The sequence below is a fragment of the Novosphingobium beihaiense genome (genome assembly GCF_022832375.1).
Classification (GTDB): domain Bacteria; phylum Pseudomonadota; class Alphaproteobacteria; order Sphingomonadales; family Sphingomonadaceae; genus Novosphingobium; species Novosphingobium beihaiensis.
This window is the reverse complement of sequence record NZ_JALHLG010000057.1, coordinates 1-22,646: the sequence shown is the minus strand read 5'-3', so window position 1 is coordinate 22,646 and position 22,646 is coordinate 1. Positions and strand designations below refer to the sequence as shown.

Annotated in this window: 18 protein-coding genes and 1 pseudogene; 16 read left to right on the top strand and 3 right to left on the bottom strand. The window is 66.9% G+C overall.

The genetic code is table 11. From position 1 onward, the window contains the following. The first annotated feature begins 96 nt into the window (after positions 1–96). Genes cobW through cobJ form a run of 6 tightly spaced genes read left to right on the top strand, consistent with a single transcriptional unit; the run spans position 97 to position 7,706 of the window. Complete coding sequence (gene cobW / locus MTR66_RS19610) at positions 97–1,134, top strand: cobalamin biosynthesis protein CobW (RefSeq protein ID WP_243924125.1); 1,038 nt, start codon at positions 97–99, stop codon at positions 1,132–1,134. 6 nt (positions 1,135–1,140) lie between these two features. Beyond that, positions 1,141–4,446: a cobaltochelatase subunit CobN gene (cobN, locus tag MTR66_RS19605; protein WP_243924123.1), complete on the top strand. Its 3,306-nt coding sequence runs from the start codon at positions 1,141–1,143 to the stop codon at positions 4,444–4,446. After that, complete coding sequence (locus tag MTR66_RS19600) at positions 4,443–5,570, top strand: cobalamin biosynthesis protein CobG (RefSeq protein ID WP_243924121.1); 1,128 nt, start codon at positions 4,443–4,445, stop codon at positions 5,568–5,570. The genes cobN and MTR66_RS19600 overlap by 4 nt, the downstream gene beginning before the upstream one ends. Further along, complete coding sequence (locus MTR66_RS19595) at positions 5,570–6,199, top strand: precorrin-8X methylmutase (RefSeq protein ID WP_243924119.1); 630 nt, start codon at positions 5,570–5,572, stop codon at positions 6,197–6,199. Before MTR66_RS19600 ends, MTR66_RS19595 begins: the two co-directional genes overlap by 1 nt. Beyond that, on the top strand, positions 6,196–6,933 hold the full coding sequence (gene cobI / locus MTR66_RS19590; protein ID WP_243924117.1) for a precorrin-2 C(20)-methyltransferase: 738 nt from the start codon (positions 6,196–6,198) through the stop codon (positions 6,931–6,933). Before MTR66_RS19595 ends, cobI begins: the two co-directional genes overlap by 4 nt. Beyond that, entirely contained in the window at positions 6,930–7,706 is a 777-nt protein-coding gene (gene cobJ, locus MTR66_RS19585; RefSeq protein ID WP_243924115.1) for a precorrin-3B C(17)-methyltransferase, read from the top strand. The genes cobI and cobJ overlap by 4 nt, the downstream gene beginning before the upstream one ends. Here cobJ and MTR66_RS19580 read toward each other — a convergent pair. Beyond that, complete coding sequence (locus MTR66_RS19580; protein ID WP_243924113.1) at positions 7,670–8,476, bottom strand: cobalt-precorrin-6A reductase; 807 nt, start codon at positions 8,474–8,476, stop codon at positions 7,670–7,672. The two genes, cobJ and MTR66_RS19580, sit on opposite strands and share 37 nt — an antisense overlap. On the opposite strand from MTR66_RS19580, the gene cbiE reads away from it, so the two are divergent. The 4 genes from cbiE to cobF are packed head-to-tail and all read left to right on the top strand — an operon-like array spanning position 8,442 to position 11,584. Further along, positions 8,442–9,638 carry a precorrin-6y C5,15-methyltransferase (decarboxylating) subunit CbiE gene (gene cbiE, locus MTR66_RS19575; RefSeq protein WP_243924111.1) on the top strand — a complete coding sequence of 399 codons (1,197 nt, stop codon included), beginning with the start codon at positions 8,442–8,444 and terminating at the stop codon, positions 9,636–9,638. The two genes, MTR66_RS19580 and cbiE, sit on opposite strands and share 35 nt — an antisense overlap. Further along, the gene (locus MTR66_RS19570; RefSeq protein ID WP_407673084.1) at positions 9,620–10,000 is read left to right on the top strand and encodes a cobalamin biosynthesis protein; all 381 of its coding nucleotides are present in this window, start codon (positions 9,620–9,622) and stop codon (positions 9,998–10,000) included. The genes cbiE and MTR66_RS19570 overlap by 19 nt, the downstream gene beginning before the upstream one ends. Next, complete coding sequence (gene cobM / locus MTR66_RS19565; RefSeq protein WP_243924110.1) at positions 9,997–10,782, top strand: precorrin-4 C(11)-methyltransferase; 786 nt, start codon at positions 9,997–9,999, stop codon at positions 10,780–10,782. Before MTR66_RS19570 ends, cobM begins: the two co-directional genes overlap by 4 nt. A gap of 37 nt (positions 10,783–10,819) precedes the next feature. Beyond that, positions 10,820–11,584 carry a precorrin-6A synthase (deacetylating) gene (gene cobF, locus MTR66_RS19560; RefSeq protein WP_243924142.1) on the top strand — a complete coding sequence of 255 codons (765 nt, stop codon included), beginning with the start codon at positions 10,820–10,822 and terminating at the stop codon, positions 11,582–11,584. 203 nt (positions 11,585–11,787) lie between these two features. Here the strand turns inward: cobF and MTR66_RS19555 are convergent, their stop codons facing one another. Continuing rightward, complete coding sequence (locus tag MTR66_RS19555; RefSeq protein WP_243924108.1) at positions 11,788–14,793, bottom strand: TonB-dependent receptor domain-containing protein; 3,006 nt, start codon at positions 14,791–14,793, stop codon at positions 11,788–11,790. Between the two features lie 161 nt (positions 14,794–14,954). On the opposite strand from MTR66_RS19555, the gene MTR66_RS19550 reads away from it, so the two are divergent. The 5 genes from MTR66_RS19550 (at position 14,955) to MTR66_RS19530 (ending at position 20,781) form a co-directional block, all read left to right on the top strand. Next, positions 14,955–15,869, top strand: coding sequence for a LysR family transcriptional regulator (locus tag MTR66_RS19550; RefSeq protein WP_243924099.1), 915 nt, complete (start codon positions 14,955–14,957; stop codon positions 15,867–15,869). A gap of 115 nt (positions 15,870–15,984) precedes the next feature. Next, a complete protein-coding gene (locus MTR66_RS19545; protein ID WP_243924097.1) occupies positions 15,985–17,418 on the top strand; it encodes a serine hydrolase domain-containing protein in 1,434 nt (477 codons plus the stop codon). Beyond that, a complete protein-coding gene (locus MTR66_RS19540) occupies positions 17,415–19,025 on the top strand; it encodes an N-acyl-D-amino-acid deacylase family protein (protein WP_243924095.1) in 1,611 nt (536 codons plus the stop codon). Before MTR66_RS19545 ends, MTR66_RS19540 begins: the two co-directional genes overlap by 4 nt. 56 nt (positions 19,026–19,081) lie before the next feature. Continuing rightward, entirely contained in the window at positions 19,082–20,428 is a 1,347-nt protein-coding gene (locus MTR66_RS19535; RefSeq protein WP_243924093.1) for an FAD-dependent oxidoreductase, read from the top strand. Between the two features lie 5 nt (positions 20,429–20,433). Then, positions 20,434–20,781: a RidA family protein gene (locus MTR66_RS19530; RefSeq protein ID WP_243924091.1), complete on the top strand. Its 348-nt coding sequence runs from the start codon at positions 20,434–20,436 to the stop codon at positions 20,779–20,781. Between the two features lie 71 nt (positions 20,782–20,852). On the opposite strand, the gene MTR66_RS19525 is transcribed toward MTR66_RS19530, so the two are convergent. After that, positions 20,853–22,091 carry a dicarboxylate/amino acid:cation symporter gene (locus tag MTR66_RS19525; RefSeq protein ID WP_243924090.1) on the bottom strand — a complete coding sequence of 413 codons (1,239 nt, stop codon included), beginning with the start codon at positions 22,089–22,091 and terminating at the stop codon, positions 20,853–20,855. 270 nt (positions 22,092–22,361) lie between these two features. On the opposite strand from MTR66_RS19525, the pseudogene MTR66_RS19520 reads away from it, so the two are divergent. Continuing rightward, positions 22,362–22,545, top strand: a pseudogene (locus MTR66_RS19520) (IS5/IS1182 family transposase); the annotation flags it as partial. Between the last annotated feature and the right edge of the window lie 101 nt (positions 22,546–22,646).

Here is a 22,646-nt window from a genome sequence, read left to right as displayed (position 1 = left end):
GGGTGCCTTTGGCGCGCCCGCCCGTTGTCCGCGCGCCGGCCGGTGTTCTACCGGCAAGCCCCGCCTTTCGTCGTTCCGGCGTGCGGAGGCTTTGAAGTGCCCGATCTGTCAAAGGTGCCTGTCACCATCGTCACTGGTTTTCTGGGGGCGGGGAAGACCACGCTCATCAGGCATCTGATCCGCCATGCGGAAGGGCGCAGGCTGGCGGTGGTCGTCAACGAATTCGGCACGCTGGGCGTCGATGGAGAGATCCTGAAGTCCTGCGCCATTCCCGATTGCCCGGCGGAAAACATCGTCGAACTGGCGAACGGCTGCATCTGCTGCACTGTGGCCGATGATTTCATTCCCACCGTGGAGCAATTGCTGGCGCTCGATCCGCGCCCCGATCATATCCTGATCGAGACATCCGGGCTGGCGCTGCCCAAGCCGTTGCTGAAAGCCTTTGACTGGCCTGCCATCCGCAGCCGGATCACGGTGGACGGGGTGTTGGCTCTGGCCGACGCCGAAGCGGTCGCGGCCCGCCGGTTCGCGCCCGATCTGGCGGAAGTGGAGGCCCAGCGTGCCGCCGACCCCGGGATCGATCACGAAACGCCGCTTTCGGAAGTGTTCGAGGACCAGCTGGCCTGCGCCGATCTGGTGCTGCTGACCAAGGCCGATCTGGCCGGGCCGGACGGCGTTGCCGCTGCCCGCGCGATAATCGCGGCGGAAGCCCCTCGCCCCGTGCCGGTAATCGAGCTTACCGAGGGCGCCGTCGATCCGCGCGTCATTCTCGGGCTGGGTGCGGCTGCGGAGGACGACCTTGCCGCCCGCCCCTCGCATCACGACGGCGCGGACGATCACGAGCACGAGGATTTCGACAGCACGGTGATCGTGCTTGGCGAGATCGCCGACCCGGCCGGTCTTTCCGCGCGGATCGAAACTCTGGCGCGCGATCATGGAATCCTCCGCGTGAAAGGCTACGCGGCGGTGACGGGCAAGCCGATGCGGCTGCTGGTTCAGGCGGTGGGGCCCCGTGTGCGCAGCCACTATGACCGTCCCTGGCGGGCCGGAGAAACGCGGGCGACTTCACTGGTCGCCATTGCCGAGCATGACCGGCTCGACCCGGCAGTCATCCGGAAGGCCTTGCAGGGCTGAACCGCCATGCACGTCATCTTTCGCGAAACCCATGGGCTGGAGGAAACCTCCGCGCCGCAAGATCTGGGGCAAACGCCTGCGGACATGGCGGTGCTGTCGTTCTCTGACAGCGATCTGGGCGCTTTCGCCGAAGGCTGGCAGCAGGCGCGCGGCGCAGGTGAAAAGATGCCGTCGCTGCGGCTCGCCAACCTGGCCGCGCTGACGCACCCGCTATCGGTGGATACCTATGTCGAGCGGACCTTGTCCGGCGCCAGAGCGATCCTGGTCCGGGTGATCGGCGGCATGCCTTACTGGACTTACGGGCTGCAGCAAGTGGAAGCGCTGGCCCGAGCGCACGGGATTGCTCTGGCCGTGCTTCCCGCGGATGGCCGCCCCGACGAACGGCTGGATGCGGTCTCGACCGTGCCGGTCGCCGTGCTGCGGGATCTCACGAAGCTATGCGATGCGGGCGGAGCGGACGCGGCGCAGATGGTGCTTGCACGGCTGGCGCGGGCGGCGGGCCTTTCCGTGAACGAAGAGCGGGGCCTTCGGGCGCTCCCCTTGGTGGGGGGATGGCAGCCGGGCAGCGGCCTCCATTGCCCGGCCGCGTTCGCCCTGTCCCCGCTCGCCGAGTCTCCGCTCGCCGAGTCCCCGTTCGCCATGTCCGCGTCCCGGCCGCGCATCCTTTTGACCTTCTACCGCTCCTATCTTGCCGCGGCCGACCTCGACCCGATCGAAGCGCTATACGCGGCCTTCATGGCGCGCGGTTTCGACGTGCTGGGCTTGTTCGCGCCGTCGCTGAAGGCGGCGGAGGCGCGCGGCTGGATCGACCGCTGGGTGAGAGCGCTGGCCCCGGCCGCGATCGTCAATGCCACGGCCTTTTCGGCGCGCGGCGAAGAGGGCGGCACGCCGCTCGACGGTGCCGGGGTTCCGGTATTCCAGATTGCCCTTGCCACCAACGGGCGGGAGGCATGGGCCGAAGCGGCGCGAGGGCTCTCTCCCGCCGATCTTGCGATGCATGTCGTCCTGCCCGAAGTGGATGGCCGCCTCTTCGCGGGTGTCGCCAGTTTCAAGGAAGCCCGCGCCCGCGATCCCCATCTGCAATTCGCGCGCAGTGCCCATCGTGCGGAACCGGCGCGGATAGAGGCCATTGCGGACCGGGTGGCCGGCTGGATCGCGCTTGGCAAAAAGCCCGCTGCCGAACGGCGGCTGGCGCTGGTGCTGTCGACCTATCCCGGCAAGGCATACCAGATGGCCCATGCCGTGGGGCTGGATGCGCTGGCTTCTCTTGATGCCGTTCTGTCCGATCTGGCCGAAGCAGGATATGATCTGGAAGGGCGCCGGGATGTGATGGCGGACGTTTTCCTGCATAGCCTGAGCTGGCCGGTTGCCGCTTATCGCGAGGCCCTGAAGGCATTCCCCGAAGCCCTGCGTACCGATCTGGCTGCCGCATGGGGAGAGCCCGAGAGCGATCCCGCTGTGTCGGGCGGCGTTTTTCGTTTCACGGCGGTGCGGGCGGGAAAGCTCGTCATCGCGTTGCAACCGGAGCGTGGCCGCTCGGAGAGCCGCGATGCGGACTATCACGATATCTCGCTTTGCCCGCGTCATGCCTATGTCGCCTTCTACCTTTGGTTGCGCGCGGCGCGGATCGACGCGCTCGTGCATCTGGGCGCGCACGGCACGCTGGAATGGCTTCCCGGCAAATCGGTTGCCCTGTCCGAAACCTGCTGGCCCGAGGCATTGACCGGGACATTGCCGGTTATCTATCCCTTCATCGTCAACGATCCGGGTGAGGCCGGGCAGGCCAAACGCCGGATCGGTGCGGTCACCATCGGCCATGCGCCGCCGCCGCTGACACCGGCTGGGACCGGTAGCGGGCTGGGCCGGATCGAAGCGCTTCTCGATGAATTCTCCAATGCCGATGGCCTCGATCCCGCGCGGCGTGACCGTCTGCAATCGGCTATTCGTGCGGAAGCGGAGGCCCTGGGGCTCGAAGCCGAACTGGGGCTGGACCGTGCCACCACGCTGATCGAGGCCATTACCCGGATCGACCGGTTCGTGTGCGATGTGAAGGAAAGCCAGTTCGGCGATGGCCTGCACGTATTCGGACGCGGCGAGCAGGGGGAGGCGGAGCGTGCGGGACTGCTGGCGGCGCTGGACGGGCGGCGGGTCGCGCCCGGTCCGTCTGGTTCTCCCTGGCGCGGACGGGCCGATGTGTTGCCGACAGGGCGAAACCTCTATGCCGTCGATCCGCGCGCCATTCCTTCGCGCACGGCTCATACCCAGGGTGTGACGCTGGCCGGGGAACTGATCCGGCACCACCTTCAGGATCAGGGGGAATACCCGCGCGGGCTGGTGGTGGATCTTTGGGGTTCGGCGACGATGCGCACGGCGGGCGAGGAATTCGCCATGGCGCTTCATCTGCTTGGCGCGAAACCGATATGGGACCATGGATCCGAACGGGTGACGGGCGTGGAGATCCTTCCGCTCGCGATGATCGACCGGCCGCGCATCGATGTGACCTTGCGGGTCTCGGGTCTGTTTCGCGATGCTTTCCCGACATTGGCCGTGCTGTTCGGGCAGGCGGTGGAGGCTCTGCGTCTGCGCGACGAAGAGCCCGAGTGGAATCCCTTCGCGGGCAAGGCTGCAAGTCCGCGTGTCTATGGCCCGCGTCCGGGCAGCTATGGGCTCGGTCTGGATGATGCGGCGGACACTTATACCGATGAGGCGCGCCGGGCGGCGGGGGAAGCATGGCTGGCGGCTTCCGCCCATGCGTTCGGCGCGGAAGATACATATGATCCGGAAGGGCTGCGGGCCCGCGTCGCCGGGGCGGATGCCTTTGTGCACTTGCAGGATCTGCCCGAAACCGACCTGTTGCTGGCCGCAGACTATGCCGCGCATGAGGGCGGTTTTGCGGCCGCGAAGGCCGTCACCGGGGGCGAGGCGGTGCTGTACCATCTCGACAACCGCGATCCCGCCCGTCCGGCGGCGCGCACGCTGACCGAGGAAGTGGCCCGCGTCGTGCGGGCGAGGGCAGCCAATCCGCGCTGGGTTGCGGGCATGATGCGCCACGGCTTTCGCGGCGGGGCGGAACTGGCGGCGACGCTCGATCATCTCGGTGCCTTCGCGCACCTTGCCGGAGGCGTGCCGCCGCAACTCTTCGACCTCTACCACGATGCCACGCTGGGGCAGGCCGAAGTGCGCGAATTCCTGCAACGCGAGAACCCCGGGGCGCTGGCGGCGATGGAAGCCCGCTTTGCCGCGCTTCATGCCGCGGGCCTTTGGCAAACCCGGCGCAATTCGATCCTTGCCCATCTGCAGGTGCCGGAATGAAGGGTTTCGTGGTGAAAGGGTGGTGCCCGGATGCGTGGCACCCGATGGAGGCAGGCGACGGCCTGATCGTGCGGGTGCGGCCCCGGCTTGGCCGTCTGGACCGGGCGCAGGTTCTGGGCCTGTGCGATGCGGCGCGAACATGGGGCAATGGCCTTATCGACGTGACCAGCCGGGCCAACCTGCAGATCCGGGGCGTGGGCGAGAGCACGTGGCAGCCGCTGGTGGACCGGCTGGTGGCGCTGCGGCTGACAGATCCCGATCCCGTCAGGGAGGGGCGGCGCGCCATCCTTGCCGCGCCCCGGTGGCAGCTTGGGGACGATACCGAGCGGATTGCGCGCGATCTGGCGGAGCGGCTGGACGAACTGCCGGTCCTGTCCGGCAAGATGGGGTTCGCAATCGATGCGGGACCGGCCCCGGAACTCTTGGGCGAAGCGGGTGATTTCCGGATCGAGCGCGGCCAGCATGGCGGGTTGATCCTGCGCGCCGACGGGCGGGCTACCGGTGTTGCCGTGCCCCATGGCGAGGAGGCCGCCCGGCTTGTCGCGCTGGCGCACTGGTTCGCGAAAAGCGGCGGCATCGTGGCGCGGCGCATGGCCCGGCACCGGGCCGGCCTGCCTGACTGGGCGCGGGGAGACGTGCCACCGGCGGCCCCCGCACCGCGCATCGCACCGGGCCTTTCGCCGCTGGGAGCGGCGTGGGGCATTCCCTTCGGGCAGGTCGAGGCGGACACATTGGCCGGGCTGGTAGCGGCTCCGCAGGTTTCGGCCCTGCGCTTCACGCCCTGGCGTGTCGTGCTGGCGGAAGGCGCCGTGCCGGTAGTCATGGACGGTTTGCTGAACGATCCCGCCGATCCCCTGCTGCGCGCGGATGCCTGTCCCGGTGCGCCGATGTGCCCGCAGGCCAGTGTCGAGACCCGCGATCTCGCCCGGCGAATTGCGCGCCATGTGGCGGGCCGCCTGCATGTATCCGGTTGCGCCAAGCACTGTGCCGCCCCCCGGCGCGCGCGCCAGCGGGGCGATGCCACGCTGACGGGCCGCGATGGCCGGTACGATCTTTCGGGCGCAGGGCCTGAGCGCCACGCGCTCTGCCGGGACGACGTTCTTGCCCATTTCGGAGCATCCTGATGCCGCATGTCTATGAAACCGATGGCGCGGCGATCTATCGCCAGTCCTTCGCCACGATCCGCGCCGAGGCCGACCTTGCCCGCTTCACAGCCGACGAGGAACCGGTTGCCGTGCGGATGATCCATGCCGCGGGCATGGTCGAACTGGCCGCCCATATCCGTTTTTCGCCGGACTTTGTGCAGGCCGCGCGCGTGGCGCTGGGGGAGGGCGCGCCGATCCTGTGCGATGCCCGCATGGTTTCCGAAGGGATCACGCGCACGCGCCTGCCTGCGGGCAATGCCGTTCACTGCACGCTCCACGCACCGGACGTGCCGGGGCTGGCCGCGGCGATGAGCAATACCCGCTCCGCCGCCGCGCTGGAACTGTGGCGGCCGCATCTGAAAGGTGCGGTGGTGGCGATCGGCAATGCGCCGACCGCCTTGTTTCATCTGCTCAACATGCTGGAAGACCCGGCCTGCCCGCGCCCTGCGGCCATTGTCGGCTGCCCTGTCGGTTTCGTGGGCGCGGTGGAATCCAAAGCGGCGCTATGGGCCGCATCTCCCGTTCCCTGCTGCATGGTAGAGGGGCGGCTTGGCGGCAGCGCGATCACTGTGGCGGCGATCAACGCGCTTGCGAGCCGCGCCGAATGAACGCGCCGGTCATCTGCGGCACGATCCATGGCGTCGGGCTGGGCCCCGGCGCGCCGGACTTGTTGAGCGTGCGGGCGGACCGGCTTGTGCGTTCGGCGCGCCATGTCGCCTATTTCCGCAAGGCGGGAAGGCCCGGGCAGGCCCGCCGTATTGCGGAGGGCATGCTGCACCCCGATGCCATCGAGATCGCGATGGAATATCCGGTGACGACGGAAATCCCCGTTTCCGATCCGCGCTACAAGGCCTGCCTTTCCACTTTCTACGAAGAATGCACTGGCCGCCTCCGCTCGCTGGCGCTGGCGGGGGAGGATGTTGTCGTGCTGTGCGAGGGCGATCCGTTTTTTTACGGCTCGTTCATGCACCTGCATGCCCGCCTTTCGGGTGAGGTGCCGGTGGAAGTGGTCCCCGGGATCACCGGCATGTCCGGCGCTTGGAACGCCACCGGCGTGCCGATCACCTGGGGCGATGATGTGCTGACAGTGCTGACGGCAACGCTGCCCGAAGCCGAACTGGCGCGGCGGATCGCCGATACCGATGCACTCGTCGTCATGAAGATCGGCCGCAACCTGCCCAGGCTGCGCCGCGCGGTTGCCGCCGCCGGGCGGGAAGAGGATGCCTGGCTGGTCGAACATGCTGCCATGCCCGGCCAGCGGGTGACTCGTCTGGCGGAGGCGGAGGGCGTGACGCCGTACTTCTCGATCCTGCTGATCCACGGGCAGGGGAGGCGTCCGTGAGCGCCGGAACAACGAGCGGCTGGCTGGCCATCGCCGGATTGGGGCCGGGAGACGAAGCGCTGGTGACGCCCGAGGTGACGGCCGCGCTGGCCGGGGCGAGCGATGTTATCGGCTATATCCCCTATGTCGCCCGCATCGCGCCGCGCGAGGGGCTGACACTGCATCCGTCCGACAACCGGATGGAACTGGAGCGGGCCGTGCATGCCCTGGAACTGGCGGCGCAGGGACGGCGCGTGGTGGTCGTCTCCTCCGGCGATCCCGGCGTGTTCGCCATGGCCGCCGCCGTCTTCGAAGCGCTGGAGGCCGGTCCGCGCTACTGGCGCGATATCGATATCCGCGTCATGCCCGGCATCACTGCCATGCTGGCCGCCAGCGCGCGGGCCGGGGCTCCGTTGGGGCACGATTTCTGCGCCATCAACCTTTCGGACAACCTCAAGCCCTGGGCCCTGATCGAGAAACGGCTGCGGCTGGCGGCGGAGGCCGATTTCGCCATGGCTTTCTATAACCCGCGCTCCAGGGCCCGGCCCGAGGGCTTCGCACGCGTACTGGACGTGCTGCGCGAGACTTGCGGTCCGGAGCGCCCGGTCCTGTTCGCCCGTGCCGTTTCGACGCCTCGGGAAGACTTGCGGATCGTCCCGTTGGGCGAAGCCTGCCCCGAAATGGCGGACATGCGCACTGTGGTGATCGTGGGATCGAGCCGGAGCAGAATCATCGAGCGGACGGCTGGACCGGTCCTCTACACGCCCCGTTCGGCGGTGGAGGCGGCGGCATGATTCAGCCAGCGCATCACTTCCGCCGGATCGTGCACTTCCCGTCCCAGGGGCACGCAGGGGCGTTCGATCATGATCACCGGCAGGCCAAGTGCGCGCGCGGCGATCAGCTTGGCCTGCGCCCCGCTGCCCCCGGCGTTCTTGCAGACCACCACCTCGATCCCGTGTTCGCGCATCAGCGCAGCGTCACCTTCGGGCGTGAATGGCCCGCGATCGATGACAAGACTGTGGCGGGGCAAGGAGGGCATGGTTTCGGGCGCATCCACGAAGCGCAGCAGGTAATGATGCTGGGGGCACGCGGCGAACGCTTCCACATGCATTCGGCCCAGCGCCAGCATCACCCGGCGGGCCGGTCCGCCGAGAGCTGCAATCGCGGCATCAATGCTTTCGGCGGGTTGCCAGCGATCGCCCGGAACCGGCGTCCAGGCGGGACGCGTAAGGGTGATGTGGGCAATGCCTGCAAGCCGGGCAGCCTCGATCGCGTGTGCGCTCATCGTCGCGGCAAAGGGATGCGTTGCATCGACCAGATGCGTCACGCCGTGCTCGCGCAGATAAGTGGCCAAACCGGAGACGCCGCCGAAGCCGCCCACGCGCACCGGAACCGGCTGGGCGCGGGGCGTGGCCGTGCGGCCGGCATAGCTGAGCGTCGCGGACACCCCCGCCTGCGCCAGCATCCGGGCCAGCGCGCTGGCTTCGGTGGTGCCGCCCAGCAGGAGCACGTTTGGCGTGGCTGAGACTATGACGGACACTCCCTGGTTGACGATCGTCGGCATCGGCGAGGATGGGGCGGACGGCCTTTCTCTTGCCAGCCGGGAAGCGCTGGCAAGGGCCGAACTGGTTATCGGTCCATCGCGGCACCTCTCGCTGCTGCCTGCGCTTAATTGCCCGGCGATCGAATGGCCAGTGCCCTTTGCCGAAGGGATCGAACGGGTGATGGCCCATCGCGGCAAGCGGGTGGTTGTGCTGGCTTCGGGCGATCCGTTCTGGTTTGGACTGGGGACATCGCTGATCCGCCGATTGGAACCCGGCGAATGGGCGGCGCGTCCGGTGCCTTCGACTTTCTCGTTGTGCGCCGCGCGGCTGGGCTGGCCTGTGCAGGCGACAGCATGCCTGGGGCTCCATGCCGCGCCGCTTTCGCGTCTGCGCCCGCATCTTGCGCCGGGGCAGAAGATACTGGTTCTTGCGCGGAACGGCGACGCGGTGAAGGCATTGGCGGACTACCTGATAGGCCAGGGCTTCGGCGCTTCGCGATTGCATGTGCTGGAAGCCTTGGGCGGGCCCCGCGAACGCGTGCGGCAGGCCCGCGCCGATGCGCTGGCATTCCCCGATGTCGTGCATCCGGTTGCGGTCGGGATCGATTGTGCCGGGACCGGCACGGCGCTGCCCCGCGCCTCGGGCCTGCCTGATGGCTTGTTCGATCATGACGGTCAGATCACCAAGCGCCCGATCCGCGCCTTGACCTTGTCCGCGCTCGCCCCGGTTCCGGGTGAGACCTTGTGGGACATCGGCGCGGGATCGGGTTCAATCGGGATCGAGTGGCTGCTCGCGCATCCTGCCAACCGGGCCTTTGCGATCGAGGCCGATCCCGTCCGCGCCGAACGCGCCCGCGTTAATGCCGCCGGGCTGGGCGTGGACCGGCTGGAGATTATCTCCGGACGTGCGCCCGATGTCCTGCCTGACGGCGTTCCTGATGCGGTGTTCGTCGGCGGCGGGCTTTCGCATGCCTTGCTGGAGGCGCTGTGGTCGCGTTTGCCCGCGGAAACGCGGCTGGTGGCCAATGCCGTCACTCTGGAATCCGAAGCGCTGCTCGTGCAGTGGCAGAGTGACAAAGGCGGGGACTTGCTTCGTCTGGAACTGGCGAGCGCTGCACCGCTCGGCAGCCGTAGAGGGTGGCGGGCAAGCTATCCGGTCGTACAGTGGAGCGTCGCGTTGTGATCGTGGCCGGTTTCGGATTTCGTCATGGCGCGGGGCTGCCGTCACTCCGGGCGGCCTTCGTCCTTGCACAGCAGGGCCGCGTTCCCGTTACGCAGCTTGTCACCGTGAGCGACAAGACGGCTGCATTGGCACCTTTGGCGGCCCTGCTGGGGCTGCCTTTGACAGGCGTACCTGCCGATGTTCTGGCTTGTGCAGCCACGCTCACCCGCTCTGCCGCCAGCCTTGCCGCATGGGGCACCGGCAGCGTGGCCGAGGCCTGCGCGCTGACCGCCGCCGGGCCGGGCGCGCGCCTGCTGGGGCCGCGCTGCATTTCCTCAGACCGCATGGCGACTTGCGCCCTTGCAGAAGGATTCGTTTCATGACCGTGCATTTCATTGGCGCCGGCCCCGGCGCGCCCGACCTGCTGACGCTTCGCGGCCGCGACCTGATCGCGGCTTCCCCGGTCTGCCTCTATGCCGGATCGCTGGTTCCCGCCGCCGTGCTGGAGCACTGCCCGCCCGGCGCGCGGATCGTCAACACCGCGCCGCTCGATCTCGATGCGATCATGGCGGAGATGGCCGCCGCTCACGAAGCAGGGCTGGATGTGGCGCGGTTGCACTCGGGCGATCTTTCCGTCTGGTCCGCGATGGGCGAGCAGGTGCGGCGGCTTCGCGCCATGGACATTCCCTTCACGGTAACGCCGGGCGTTCCCGCTTTCGCGGCGGCGGCAGCGGTGCTGGAAACGGAATTGACGCTGCCGGGACTCTCGCAATCGCTGGTCCTCACCCGCACGTCAGGCAGGGCCAGTGCCATGCCTGCGGGCGAAAACCTGCCCGCCTTCGCGGCGACAGGCGCGACGCTGGCCATCCATCTTTCGATCCACAATCTGGCCCGCGTCGTGGAAGAGCTGACGCCGGCCTATGGGGCGGATTGCCCCGTTGCCGTCGTCTGGCGGGCGAGCTGGCCGGATCAGCGTATCGTCAGGGCCAGGCTGGAAACGATCGAACAGGCCGTTGCAGGCAGCATGGAACGTACGGCCCTGATCGTGGTCGGGCGGGTGCTTGCGGGGGAAGGCTTCGCCGAAAGCTGCCTCTACGCACCGGGTTATGATCGCCGTTTCCGCCCGCAAGATGCCTCGTCGCGTTTTGCCGGAGCGGGCGAATGAGCATGCCGGAGCCGATAGTCGCTGGGCGGCGGCGCTGATGATCGAACTCGATCTCATCGGTATCGGCACAGGCAACCCGGATCACCTGACCGGTCAGGCTATCCGGGCAATGAACGAGGCGGACCTGATCCTGCTGCCGCGCAAGGGCGATGCAAAGTCCGACCTGATCGACCTCAGGCGTGGCATTTGCGCCAATGTACTCACCAGTTCCACGCGGGTTGTCGAATTCGATCTTCCCGTCCGCGATGCAGCCGGCGATTATCATGAGGCCGTCGGCGAATGGCACGATGCCATCGCCGCCGCATGGAAAACCCGGATTGCCCTGCACTTGCCCGATGGGGGCCGACTGGCGTTGCTCGTCTGGGGCGATCCCTCGCTTTATGATAGCAGTTTGCGGATCTCGGAAAAGCTGCGGGCAGGGGGCATGGCGATCGATGTTCGCGTGCTGCCCGGCATCACCAGCATTCAGGCGCTCACTGCCGCCCATGCCATCCCGTTGAATGCGCTGGCGGAGCCGGTCATCATCACCACCGGCCGGAAACTGCGCGAACACGGCTGGCCGCAAGACGCGGACAGCGTCGTCGTCATGCTCGATGGCGGCTGCGCTTTCGATACGCTGGATCCGCAGGGCATCGAAATCTGGTGGGGGGCCTATCTGGGCATGGCGCGGCAAGCGCTCGTCCACGGCCCCTTGGCCAAAGCCGCCCCCCGGATAGTCGAAGCACGCAAGGCGCTGCGAGAGCGGCACGGCTGGATCATGGATTCCTATCTGATGCGAAGAGACATGCGCCATGGAACCTGAAACACATTCCCGGCCAGGTCGAGAGCGATTGTGACAATCTCTGGCTTGACCGCTCTCTTGCGTGGATCGTTCCAGCCCCACCTTGGCCGTCGGAGGGCGGCCACACTATCAAAGCCCCAAATATCTTGACGACGGACCGGGCGGTCAAGAGAGCTTGCCGGACTGCGGGAGACCTATGCCGCGCGGCTCCCGCAGTCTGACGGTCAGAAACTCGCCTGGATCGAGGTGTAAAAGAAGCGTCCTTCCGCGCTCGCCAGGGTGGCGTCATAGCCATAAGTCGCATCGAGGAACGGCGGCTTGGAATCCAGCAGGTTGCGTACGCCGAAGCGGATCCGGCTGCCTTCGACGGGGCCGTCCTGGAACGTATGCTGGAGGTAGAGGTTCATGGTGAACCAGTCGTCCACCTTCCAGTACTCGCCGGTCTCGTCCTGCACGACGCCGGTGTCGTAGTAAGAGCCGACATAGCGTCCGAACAGACCGGCTGCCCAGCCGCCCTTCTTCCAGGTGAGCGTGCCCGAAGCCTGCCACTTGGGGCGGCCGTCCTGCTCGATGAGATCGCCCACGGCTTCAAGCGGGATACTGTCCCCCAGTACCGACTGGATGAGCTGCGCCTGTCCGGACAGCCCCTGGTATGCCTTGTCGAGGTAGGAGGCATTGAGCTTGATGTCGAACGTGCCGAGCGGGGTTTCCGGCGGCTGGTAGTAGACGCCGAAGTCGATCCCCGCGCTGGTCCGCGTGTCGAGGTTGGTGAAGACGTCGTCGATCTTGTCGATCTCGCCGATCGGATCGAGGCCGCTGCCCTGGTAGAAGTCGATATCGTCCGCCGTCGGGCTGGTGCGGTGGATGCCCGCCAGCCCGCCGTTGCCCTGAAGACGCGAGACGTAATCGAGCGCGGCGATGTTCTCGGCCCCGAAAATGCCGACGAGATTGCGCTGCTTGATGTGCCAGTAGTCCACCGTGAAGGTCCAGCGCCGGGATGGCGTGAACACCGCGCCGATCGAATAGCTCGCGTTCTTCTCGGGCTTCAGGTCGGAATTGCCGTAGCGGCGCTCCTCCACCCGATCATTGCCCGAGCAGGCCCCCAGACTGGCGATGTCCCCCTTGTTTACGCTCGCCTGGCAACGGTAGTAGTCGATCACGGTGCTGACGCGGGTGGTCACTTCGGTGTTGAGCTGCTCTAGGTTGGGTGCGCGGAATCCCTCGGCATAGGAGGCGCGGATCTGCAACTGATCGAAGGGATACCAGGAGGCCGCGAACTTGGGGCGGAACACGCTGCCGACATCGGAATAATGCTCATAGCGCCCGGCGACCTGCAGGTTGAGCGCGCGCACCAGCGGCACGTTCATGTCCCGGCTGACGAGCGGGATCGCCAGTTCGGAGAAAGCCGAGAAGACATTGCGCGAACCGCTTGAATCGTCCGCGACGCTCGATCCCATGATGTCCGACTGGTTGATCATCTCGCCGCTGACGGCATCGATGTAGTTGATCGTGCCGTCGAGGCGGTCGTCGTAGTCTTCGCTGAAGCTGGTGCGCCGCCATTCGCCGCCCAGCGCGAGCCCGGCATCGCCGCCGGGAAGCGAGAGGAAGCTTCCGTTCGAAACCTTGAAATCGGCCAGTGCGAGCGTGGTTTTGCCATGGCGGGTGACGTCCACAAGGAAACTGTCGATGGTGTCCTGCGGGTTGGGTGTCGCATCGCCCCAGTTCGGGGCGGCGGGATTCGCGCCGTTGAAGGGATTGTAGGCGCTGGAGTCGGTGCGGTTGAGCGCTGCGCTGAACAGCGTGTTGCTGACCCGGTCGAAAGTCACGTCCTTGGTGGTGGCTTCCGAATAGAGCGCCGCGGTATCCCAGTCCCAGTTGCCGATGGCACCGCGAAAACCGCCGAGCAGGCGGAAGGATTCGTTGTCCACCCGGATATGGCGGGGACCGGCATCGACGACACGGTAATTGGTAAGCGTGACGTCGAGCCCTTCGTCGGGAATGCCGTATCCATCGATGCGGTTCGCATTGCCCGCAGCGCCCAGCGGATTCCAGTAGGCATCCCGGGAAATGTTGAACCGCGCGGAGCTCAGGATCGAGGATTCACCCCGGTATTCGTCGGTCCGGGCACGGTAGTAGCCCAGCTCCGAATAGAATTCGAAATCGCCGAAATCGTGGGTGATGAAGGCAAAGGCATTGCCGCGCTTGACGCCCGGCGACATCGTGCGCGACTGGTTGATGTTGTAGCGCAGGGCACGCGGCAGGCTGCCGTCGGCAATGCACAGGCCATCGCCGAGCGCGCCGCTGCATCCGCTCGCGGTGGCGGGCTGGATGTGAAAAACACCGCCCGAACTGGTCAGGCCCGCAACGCCCTCCGACGCGGTGAACTGGCCCCAGGGCGTGCTGCTTGAGCGGTTGTCGAAGCTGGTGTCTCCGGCAAAGGCAGTGTCTTCCACGAATCCGCGCCTGTCGCTCGCCCCGGCATAGCCGAGCTCGCTGGCCCAGACCCTGGTGGCCTTGTAGTAGCTCAGCGACAGGGAGACATGGGTGCGCCCTTCGTTGAAAGTCCAGCCTCCTTGCAGGTTCCCCGAGAATTTCATCTTGTCGGTGTTCTCCGCGAAGCCCATTTCGCCAGTCACGCGCAGGCCTTCGAAGCTGTCGTCGAGCACGGTGTTGATCACGCCTGCCACCGCGTCCGAACCGTAGATCGCCGAGGCGCCGTCGTGCAGGACTTCCATGCGCTTGATCCCGTTGACCGGGAGCGTGTTCATGTTGACGGTGGAGACGGGCACCGAATCCTCCGTCTGGGTGCCCGGATGCTGTACAAGGCGGCGGCCGTTGAGCAGGACCAGCGTGTTGCCCGAACCGATGCTGCGCAGGTTGACCGAGGCAACGTCGCCGCGGGCGGAGTGAACGCCGCCCGATACGGTGTCCGTGCCGTTGAAATCCATCGTGCCGTTCGCCGGAAGCGCCTGGAGCAGATCGGCGGCGGACGTGGGGGCGATGGCGTCGATATCGTCGCCGGTTACCACCGAGACGGGCAGCTCGCCTGCGGTTTTGAGGTTCTTGATCTGCGAGCCGACGACGACGATCTCGCTGGCGATGGCCTCGTCCGAAGCCGGACCAGAAACGGGAGCCGCCGTCTGGGCATGGGCGGCAAGCGGCATGCCGGTAAAACATGTGGTAATCAGCAGGCCGGCCCGGAACCGGTTGGAACGTGCAAACAAGGTCATGGTATTCCCCCCTGGATGGTGGTTCTTGTCAGTCCTGCGTGGGAGCTGACACAAATCTGAAACAGTGATCCGGGATTCGGCGATGACCGTCCAATGATGGTAGTTCCCCGCCATATAACCTTAGTCTATGAACTCAAGATCGTCAGAAACGGGAGCGAAATGTGCGTCTGCGCCACATCGAGATATTTCACGCGGTCTACGAGCAGGGATCGGTCAGTGAGGCCGCGCGCGTCCTCAATGTCTCGCAGCCTTCGGTCAGCAAAGTCCTGCGCCATGCCGAAGACCAGCTTGGCTATGATCTTTTTCAGCGCACCAAGGGCCGCCTCATCGCGACCGAGGCCGCGCATGAACTCTTTGCGGAAGTGTCCGAAGTCTACAGCCGGCTGGGGCGGCTTTCGCGCGCGGCCCGCAATATCGGTGCGCGCAAGGGCGGGCACCTGCGGCTGGCGGTCCTGCCTTCGCTCGGGCTGGCCATGGCGCCGCAGGCCGTGGCGCGGATGCGGCACCGGAACCCCGAGGTGACGTTTGAGATCACCACGCTGCACAGCCGCGAGGTGGAGCGCAGCCTGTTCGAGCGGGAGTGCGATGTGGCCATCGGCTACAGGGTCCTGCGCCAGACGCCGCTGCGCCAGATTCCCCTGGGCAGCGCGGGACTGGTGCTGGTCTCTCCAAGCGGGCAGTTCGGTCCGGCCGACGAGCCGGTGCCGATGGAAGCGCTCAACGGGCGCGACTTCATCGGCCTTCGCGACAGCGGGCCGCTGGCCGATGTCTTCGTGAACGAGCTGACCCGCCTCGCCATCGCGCCGCACGAAGTGGTGACGTCGCATACATACTACACCGCGATGGCGCTGGTGCGCGAAGGGCAAGGTGTCACGGTGACCGATGCCTACACCGCGGCGGCACTCAGCGGGCCGGACCTGTCCTACTACCGCCTCGATCCCGACGTCAGCGCGCCGGTCAATGCCATAACCCTGGAAAATCCGCCCGCAGCGGCACTGATAGCCCAGTTCGTGGAAGCGATGCGTGCAGTCCTCGTCGAAGCCGGGGAGGGCGGTCTGGCGGAAAAGGCATCATAGCCATGGGTTATGCCCCGGCCAAGAACCCGACATTGTCTCGCTGCGGCCAAGGCGCCACACCGGACTTTCCTCGTTTCCTGTGTTGCGTGCCATGCCCAACGCGAAAGATCTGCCTTTGACTCCCCTTTTCCCTGACCGCTCCGGGCCCTTCCTGACTGCGCGCACCGCGTTCGCCCGGCGTGTGCTGATCGGGATGGCCGTGCTCGCCGGCGGTCATGCCGCGCCTGGCGCCGTCGCCGCGCAGGACGGGCGGGTAGCGGCGATCCGGTCCGTGCTGGCTGGCGGCGCGGCGGAGGAAGCGCCCGGCTGCGTCATGGGGCAATTTGCCGAAGGGCGCACCGTGCGCATTGTTTCGCAGGGGGAGGCCGACCTGGCCGCGCACCGCCCGCTCGATGCCGATACGCTGTTCTACGGCGCCTCGCTTTCCAAGCAGTTCACGGCGCTGGCCGCGGCCACGCTGATTGTGCAAGGCAAGCTGGCGCTGGAGGACGACGTGCGCCGCTATCTGCCCGAACTGCCGGCCTATAGCCGCCCCGTCACTGTCGCGATGCTGATGCACCATACCTCGGGGATCCGCGATTCGCTCTCGTTGCTGCGCATGGCGGGGCTGGCGGACGTGGGGCAGGCGAGCAAGGCGCAGGCGCTCGGCCTCCTGTTCCGGCAGCGTGACACCGCCTTCGAGCCAGGCAGCGCTTACAGCTATTCGAACGGCGGCTATCTTCTCCTCGCCGAGATCGTCGCGCGGGTCTCCGGGCGCCCGTTCGCGGACTATGCGCGCGACGCGGTCTTCGCACCGGCGGGGATGCCCAACGCCTATTTCCTGGATGACGGGACCCCGCGGAAGGGCGCGCTCGCACACGGCTATCTGCCGGAGGCCGGGGGATACGCGGTGCGTGATACTTTCCCCCGCTTCTCGGGATCGGGCGGGCTTATGCTTTCCATGGCGGACATGGCCGCATGGGAGGCGGACGTGGCCCGCAATCACCGGGTCTGGACACCGCAGGTCGCGCAGATTCTGCTGACGCCGGGGCGCTTCAATGACGGCACGGTCATCGATGACGGCAAGGGGCTGTCCTACGGCGGAGGGTTGCATATCGGCCGCAAGGGGGGCGAGCGCGTCATCCGGCACGGCGGCTCGGCCGAGGCGTTCAAGCACGCCTACCTCCGGCTGCCGGACCGGGGGCTGTCGTTCGCGCTGCTGTGCAACCGGGGCGACCGGAAGGCGAGCGCGACGCTGGCCGCGGCCATGCGTGCCGCTGGCGTCCGCCCGCCCGGCCAGCCTGTTCGCCCGCAGGCCGGGCTCTATCACTCCGACGAATTGAACGCGGACTACGCGCTGGTCCGGGAGGGAGACGGGCTTGCCGTCACGATCACGTCTCCCCTGACGGACCGGCCACGGCGCCTGCACTTCACGGCCCGGGACGATGGCCGTTTCCATGCAGGCCCGATGAGCCTGGCTCCGTCCGGCGATCCGGAACGCCTCGTGCTTCGCCGGGGGCGCTCGGGCGAGCTGGTCCTGATCCGCACTGCCGAAAGGAAACCCCGATGAGTGCCCGCAGATATCGGAACGTCGCGCTTGCAGTGCTCGCCGGCAGCGGCGCGGTGCAGCCCCTTGGCGCAAGCGAGGGAGCGGCGGTGCCCGGGAAGGTAACGGTGATCCGCGGCGGCACGATCTATGACGGCAGTTCCACCAGTCCGGTGCTGGGCGACGTGGTCCTGCGCGGCGATACCATCGTCTATGCCGGCACCGCGCGCGCAGTGCCGGAAGGCGCGCGGGTGATCGATGCGAAGGGTATGATCGTGGCTCCGGGCTTCATCGATCCGCATACCCACGCCCAGCGTTTTCTCGACAGCGAGGGAGGGGAGGGGCGGCTCAACCTGCCCTGGCTGATGCAGGGGGTGACGACGATCTTCTCGGGCGTCGATGGCGGTGGAACGCCCGAAGTGAAGGCTTTCCTGGACGATGTTGAAGCGCGCACTTTCGGCACCAACGTAGCCGCTTATGTCGGCTTCGGCCCCGTGCGCCGGGCCGTGCTGGGCCATGACGACAGAGCTCCCGATGCGGCGGAACTGGCACGGATGAAGGGGCTTGTCGCCAAGGGAATGTGCGAAGGCGCGCTGGGTCTCTCGACCGGACTGTTCTATGCCCCGCAGAGCTTTTCGAAGACCGGCGAGGTCATAGCGCTGGCGCGTGAGGCCGGTAAGCGCGGCGGCATCTACGATACCCACCAGCGCGACGAGGCGACTTATACCATCGGCGTCGCCAAGTCGGTGGAAGAAGCGATCACCATTGGCCGCGAGGCGGGGCTTCCTGTGCACTTCGCCCATATCAAGGTGCTCGGCGTCGACGTGCAGGGCTCCGCGGGCCGGATTATCGCGCAGATCGAAAAGGCCCGGGCCGAGGGGCAGAACGTGACGGCGGATCAGTATCCCTGGGAAGCCTCGGGCACGAGCCTTCAGGCCGCGTTGCTGCCCGGCTGGGCGCAGGACGGCGGACGGCGCGCTCTGCTCGGGCGGCTGGACGATCCCGCCACGCTGGCGCGGATCAGGAAGGCCATGGCCGAAAACATGCGCCGCCGTGGCGGCCCGCATGCGCTTTTGCTGACGAACCCCGGCCATGAATGGACGTCGCTGCGGCTGGACGAGATCGCCGCGCGCTGGCAGATCGATCCGCTCGATGCCGCTGTCCGCATCATTCGCGACGGGGACCGTTCGGGCAAGCTGGTCTCCTTCAACATGGCTGAAAGCGATATCGCCGCCTTCATGCGCCAGCCCTGGGTGGTGACGAGTTCGGACGGTTCGGAAGGCCATCCCCGGATGTATGCCAATTTCCCGCGCAAATACGCAAAGTACGTCAGGACCGACGGCTTGATCGATCTGGCGACTTTCATCAACAGCAGCACCGGCCGCACCGCGGACATGTTCGGGCTGGCGGACCGGGGCTACCTGAAAGCGGGGTACAAGGCCGATGTCGTGGTGTTCGATCCCGGCAAGTACCGGCCCGTGGCGACGTATACCTCTCCGCGAGAGCTGACGGTGGGTGTGGACAGCCTGTTCGTGAACGGCAGGGCGGCGATCCTGCATGGCAAGCCGACGGGGATCGCGGCAGGCAGGGCGATCCGCCACCACCCGCCGCCCGGCACCTGCCCGTCCTGACCCGGACAGCCGGTCTGGACCTGGAGGCCTTCTGTCCGCTCGCGCGGCAGTGACGCATGACGATGAGGAATACGATGGAATATTCGCGGCCCGCGAAGGGAAATGCGTGCCTGCCGGGCGCTGCGGCCAGCACGGGCGGAGAGGAGGAGGCCGAGGTTGACGTCGCCGTTCTGGGCGCGGGCGTGGTGGGAGTATGCACGGCCTATGCGCTGGCCCGGCGCGGGCTGTCGGTCGCGATTGTCGAGCGCCGCGAGGAGCCGGGGCTCGGCACGTCCCATGCCAATGGCGCGCAGCTCAGCTATGCCTATGCCGACGCGCTCGCGCAGCCTTCGCTGTGGCGCAAGATGCCCGGCATGCTGGCGGGGCTGGACCCGTCGTTTCGCCTGCACCTCTCGCCGGACCCCGGCTTCCTGCGCTGGGGACTCGCATTCCTGCGCAACTGCACGAAGAAACGCTTTGCCGAAAAGACGCGGGCGGCGCTGCAACTGGGACTCGAATCGCAGGCCGCCATGGCGCGGCTGCGGGCCCGCCATCCCTTTCCATTCGCCCATGCCTGCCCGGGCAAGATGCATATCTTCCGAGACGCCGCTACGCTGGCCCGGGCCAGCGAAACCGCCGCCATCAAGCGCGATGCGGGCTTCGAGCAGCATGTGCTGGGGGCTGCGGAAGCGTGTGCGATCGAGCCGGCGCTGGCCGATGCCGGGGATTTCGCCGGCGCCTTGTGGAGCCCGGCCGAGGAAGTCGGCGATCCCTACCTGTTCTGCCGGGGCCTGCTCGACGTTCTCCTGCGCGATTACGATGTGCAGGCGCATTTCGGATTCACTGCCGGAGCGCCTCTCCATGCCGGTGACAGCATCGTGATCCCGCAAGCGGCCACGCGAACAGACGAACGCCGGAATCGCCGGATCGTGGCGCGCAAGCTGGTGGTGTGCCTGGGCATTGATGCGCCGGGATATCTGGCCCCGCTCGGCATCCGGGCGCCGGTGCAGCCGATGAAAGGCTACAGCTTCACCGCGCCGCCGGGGGGCCATGCACCGCAGGTCAGCCTGACCGATACCGCGCGCAAGATCGTGTTCTGCCGGCTGGGCGGAAAGATGCGTATCGCCGGACTGGCGGAGCTCGGCGTGCGGGACTTGCGCGTCGATCCCGCGCGCCTGCACACTCTGATCGAGGCGGCACGCACCGCCATGCCCCGGGCCGCGCGTTACGGGGAAGCGGAAGACGGCTGGGCCGGCCTTCGCCCGATGAGCCCGGACAGCGTGCCCATCGTGCGCCGCGCCGCCGGGAACGTTTTCCTCAACATCGGCCATGGCATGCTGGGCTGGACCCTTGCTGCGGGAAGCGGCGAACGGGTCGCGGAGCTTGTCACGGCCTGCGATCCCACAATGTCCCGAAAGGATTGATTGCCATGTCCGGTTCTCCCCGTCCCCCGCTCAGCCGTTTCCGCCGCGCTGGCAATCTTGTCTTCACCTCCGGCCAGCTTCCGCGCGGGGCTGACGGCGCCATCGTGCCCGGCGGCATCGAGGCTCAGACCCGCCAGGCGCTCGCCAACCTGGAAGCGGCGCTGGCAGCGGCGGGCGCGCGGCTGGATCAGGTGATCAAGATCAACGCCTGGCTGACGGATCCCACGCACATGGCCGGGTTCAACGCGGTCTACCGCGAAACCTTTGCCGATCCTTTCCCGGCCCGCTCGACAGTCATTTCCGGTCTCGCGGCCGGGGATGTCGAGATCGAGGCCGTCGCCTGTCTGGAATGACCCCACCCCCACGGACCGGCAGGCGATGAGGAGGGGCGCCGCGCTTCACGTCGCGGCGCCCCTTTTCCGCGTCAGACGTCGTCCGCGGACACGTATTCGGCCACGTCGATTTCGCCGGCCATGCGGCCTACTGCGACGGCCACGGTCGCATCGCCGGTCACATTGGTCATTGTGCGGGCCATGTCGAGCAGGTGGTTGATCCCGGCGACGAAGGCGATCGTCTCAAGCGGGACACCGATGGAGGAAAGCACAAGGCTCATCATCACCAGCCCCGATCCGGGCACGCCGGCGGCCCCGATCGCGCCCAGCGTCGATGTCAGCGCGATCATCACGTAGGATAACCAGCTCAGCTCGATCCCGTAGGCCTGGGCCCCGAACAGCGCGATAACGCCGAGGTACATGGCCGTGCCGTTCATGTTGATCGTCGCGCCCAGAGCGACGGTGAAACTGGCGATCGAGTTGGAGACGCCGAGGTTGCGCTCCACGCAGCGCAGCGTCACCGGCAGAGCGGCGTTGGAGGAGGCAGTGGAGAAGGCAACGGCCTGCGCATCGATCACGCCCCGGTAGAAATCGAGCACCGGCAGGCGCGCGATCAGGCGCAGGATCAGCGGATAGACGATCCCCAGGATCAGCACGCAGCCGAGGTAGTTGAGGCCGACCAGCTTGGAGAGCGGCACCAGGGCATCGAACCCGAACGTGCCCGTGACCCAGGCGATCAGCGCGAAGACGCCAAAAGGCGTCAGTTCCATCACGAAAATGGTCATGTTCTGCATGACCGCCGAGCCTGCGTTCATGGCCCGGGCCAGCGGCTGGCCTTCGTCTCCCGAGACAAGAATCGCCATGCCGAACAGCACCGAAAACAGGATCACCGGCAGGATCGATCCTTGCGCCATGGCCATGATCGGGTTTTCGGGCACGAGCCCCACGATCATGGCGACAAGCGACTGGTCGGGCGCGGACGGCACCGCGCTTCCGGCCGGCAGGGCGATGGTCAGCCCCGCGCCCGGCTGGACGAGGGCGGCGAGGCCCATGCCAAGGGATACCGCAATCAGCGCCGTGCCCATGAACAGCGCCAGCGCCCGCCCGCCGACTTTGCCGAGGCGCCCGATATCGCCCACGGCCGTAATCCCCGAAACGAGCGAAAAGAAGATCAAAGGCACCACCAGCATCTTGATGGCGCGTATGAAAAGATCGCCGATCCATTTGATTTCGCTGGCGTGCTCTCCCATGGCCAACCCGGCCGCCACGCCCAGGACCAGAGCCAGCAGAACCCGCTTCCAAAGCGCGAATCGAAACCAAAATCGCATCATCAAGCGGCATCCTTCATGTCTGGTGTCTCCAGGAGGCTGCTTACAGGAGCACGGGCAAGTCCGTCTTGCCAACTGTTTGCTGCCGTATAACCCTCGTCTAATCGTGTGGGCTGCCTCATCGAATGCATGGGACGTAAAGCTTGCCAGCCGACTCGCCATCGCATCGTGAAGGTCATGGGGGGGATGAGCTGAAAGAAAAGCTCAATACCCTGAGCGGGCCGCATGAAGATTCTGCTCGCCGAAATTTCCGGCTAGTCCGGCTCGGAAGCGTTGCAGCCGTTGATTGACAGCGTCGGCATCAAGGCTGTGGATGATGGGAAATGGTGCGCGCGCAAGCAAACGCCGCCGGTGGTGCAAGGTCCGCCTTGGCGGCGATGCCCGGACATTCGAGATCCGGGCTATCGAAGTGACCGGCAGCCGGGTGGGCGATGCGCCCATGCTTCCCGAACTGCTGGAGTAGATACCAAAGTGAGTAGCGCCTAGGTCGCGTTGCCAAAATGTTTTAGCCGGAGCCTTGCTGCGTCGAGGTTGAGTAAGATAGCGCGGTTTTCTCGA